At 42.5% G+C, this 2966-nt stretch carries 2 protein-coding genes, 1 tRNA gene and 1 pseudogene; 1 reads left to right on the top strand and 3 read right to left on the bottom strand.

Translation table 11 applies throughout. The annotated features are described in order from the left end of the window. Positions 1-447: Maf family protein (locus tag R1Y93_RS02730; RefSeq protein ID WP_500821546.1), on the bottom strand; the 447-nt coding region annotated here is incomplete at its 3' end. Between the two features lie 146 nt (positions 448-593). Between R1Y93_RS02730 and R1Y93_RS02725 the strand changes: the two genes are divergently transcribed. Beyond that, complete coding sequence (locus tag R1Y93_RS02725) at positions 594-812, top strand: hypothetical protein (RefSeq protein ID WP_500821545.1); 219 nt, start codon at positions 594-596, stop codon at positions 810-812. A gap of 220 nt (positions 813-1032) precedes the next feature. Here the strand turns inward: R1Y93_RS02725 and R1Y93_RS02720 are convergent. Further along, positions 1033-2701, bottom strand: a pseudogene (locus tag R1Y93_RS02720) (glutamine--tRNA ligase/YqeY domain fusion protein). Between the two features lie 90 nt (positions 2702-2791). Then, a tRNA-Thr gene (locus R1Y93_RS02715) sits at positions 2792-2864 on the bottom strand. Positions 2865-2966: the final 102 nt, after the last annotated feature.

The following is a 2966-nucleotide window of genomic DNA, read 5'->3' as shown; positions in this document are numbered from 1 at the left end:
CAAAGATACCGGGTAAAACGTAACATCTGTACATTCCCAGAATGTATTGGTAAGCCACTGGCCAGCCTGTTTCTTGAAAACTGTCACACCTGTGTATACCTGATGTGTATTCCCCTGAAGGCAAAGCAGTGTTTGTACTGCGTCTTCTGCATCTTTTGGCTTTCCAAGTATCTTTCCCTGATAAACAACGATGGTATCTGCTCCTATAACCAGCGTTCCATCTTCCAAAGAGTGGCTTTCAGCCACCATCTGTGCTTTCTGGAAGGATAACTGTTCCACCGCTTTCCATGGGATATCTGTACTGATCTGTTCTTCTCCTGTTGCAGGAAGTACTGTAAAATTTACTCCTGCCAGCTGCAGAAGTTCCTTCCTGCGAGGAGATGCAGATGCCAGAATAATATTATCCATAATTCCTCCTGCAAAATCTTTTTCTTCGATTTTTAACATGCTATAGTATACCCTCTCCCTTACTGCCATGCAACTTCTTTTATATTTTTCTTTTCTTTTTCAGGCAAAAGTATTACAATGGACACATTAGAAATGAGTAATCTAATCACTCGGTTTTACTCATAATATGAAAGGAGTATATCGCCATGGCAAAAATTAATAAATACTGGGGATTTGTCGCTGTTGGTGCCCTGACAGCCGCTGCTGCTGGTGCTATTGCTGCAGCTTTTTTGAAAAATCGCACGGATCTTGAGGATTTTGATTTTGATGATGATGACTTTGATCAGGATGAATCCGAAGAAAAGCCTGCGAAGGAATCTAAAGAAGCATTCCAGTCCTGGGATTGCATCATCTCCAAGTGCTGAAACTGAAGATGACGTTACAGCCGCTTCCCCAGGAAGAAGCTGCCTGATGAAGCCGTCACTGATGCCAACTCCCAACCGGAAGCAAAGAATGAAACTGATAAGACTGCTGATGCTTCCCAGGAAGAAGCTGCTGATGAAACTACAACCAAAATTCCTGTGGAATAAATAATTCAGGGGATGCAGACCTTTAATACAGGCTGCATCCCCTTTCTATTTATCTTTATGCTTTTGGAAGTTTAAAGCTGCTCTTCAATGATACGATCCTGTTAAAGACAGGCTGCCCTTCTTTTGAATCATGAATATCCGCACAGAAGAAACCATTCCGCACAAACTGATAGCTGTCATATCCCTTTGCTTCCATCAGTGCAGGTTCCACATAGGCCTCTGTTTTAACCAGGGAATTAGGATTCAGGTTCAGGGAACCATCTTCTTTATTGTATACACCCTTTTCCTCATCTACAATGTTCTCATACAGACGAACCAGGACTTTTCCTGCATGGGATGCTTCTACCCAGTGGATCGTCCCTTTTACTTTACGTCCATCCGGTGCATTACCTCCCTTGGTAGCCGGATCATAGGTACAATGCACCACCCGTACAGTGCCATCATCATCTGCTTCAAATCCGGTACATGTGACAAAGTACGCATTCATCAGGCGTACCTCAGTTCCTGGGAAAAGTCTTTTGTATTTCTTGGGAGGTTCGATCATGAAATCCTCTCTTTCGATATACAATTCTTTTCCAAATGGTATCTTCCGGCTGCCCAGATCTTCATTCTCCATATTGTTAGGAGCATCCAGATATTCAATCTGATCTTCCGGATAATTATCGATCACCAGTTTGATAGGATCCAGAACGGCCATCATACGCGGTCGTTTTAACTTAAGGTCCTCTCTGATGCAGTATTCCAGTGCTGCATAATCTACAGAACTATCTGCCTTGGAAACACCGCAAAGCTCTACAAATTTCTTAATAGATTCAGGTGTATATCCTCTCCTGCGAAGACCTGCAATAGATACAAGACGCGGATCATCCCAACCGTCTACAATACCATCTTCTACAAGCTTTTTGATATAACGTTTACCAGTTACCACATTGGTAAGATACAGCTTTGCAAACTCGATCTGTTTTGGCGGATGGGGATACTCCCAGTTCCTCTACCACCCAGTTATAAAGCGGTCTGTGATCCTCAAACTCCAAGGTGCAGATAGAATGTGTGATTCCTTCAATAGCATCCTCAATGGGGTGTGCGAAATCATACATTGGATAAATACACCAGGTGTCTCCTGTTCTGTGGTGGGTACGATGAGCAACTCTGTAAATAACAGGGTCACGCATATTCATGTTTGGAGATGCCATATCGATTTTGGCTCTCAGCACTTTCTCGCCGTCACCATATTTGCCTTCCTTCATCTCTTCAAATAAATTCAGGTTTTCTTCTACAGAACGGTTGCGGTAAGGACTTTCCTTTCCTGGCTCTGTCAGGGTTCCCCTATACTCACGGATCTGTTCAGCAGTCAGGTCACAAACATATGCTTTGCCTTTTTTGATCAGCTTTACAGCAGCCTCATACATCTGAGGAAAATAATCAGATGCAAAAAACAGTCTGTCTTCCCAATCTGCTCCCAGCCAATGGATATCTTCTTTAATAGAATCTACAAACTCTGATTTTTCTTTGGTCGGGTTTGTATCATCAAAACGCATATTAAATTTACCATTGTGTTCTTTAGCAAGACCATAATTCAAAAGAATAGACTTTGCATGGCCAATATGCAGATAACCATTTGGCTCCGGCGGAAAACGGGTATGAACAGTATCATAAACTCCCTCTGCCAAATCTTTATCAATAATATTCTCAATAAAATTCTTGGAAATGGTTTCGTTTTCCATCTTTTCCCCTCCTGTTGCGAATGGTCTTACTTTTCCAGCTTGTAAGCATTTTTATTTAGAAAAAAAGTCCTTGAAAATCAAGGACTTTAAAGCTGCTGACGGGAATCGGACCCGTGACCTCCGCCTTACCAAGGCGACGCTCTACCGACTGAGCCACAGCAGCACTGACTGCAAGCTTTTTGCCGCTCACAGTCAATTATATTAGCAGAGAACCGGTTAATTGTCAACACTTATTTTTGCCTGACACGCATATTTTTTTATGCGC

The sequence above is a fragment of the Blautia sp. HA3515 genome (genome assembly GCF_059933065.1).
This window is presented reverse-complemented; position numbering and strand designations above follow the sequence as displayed.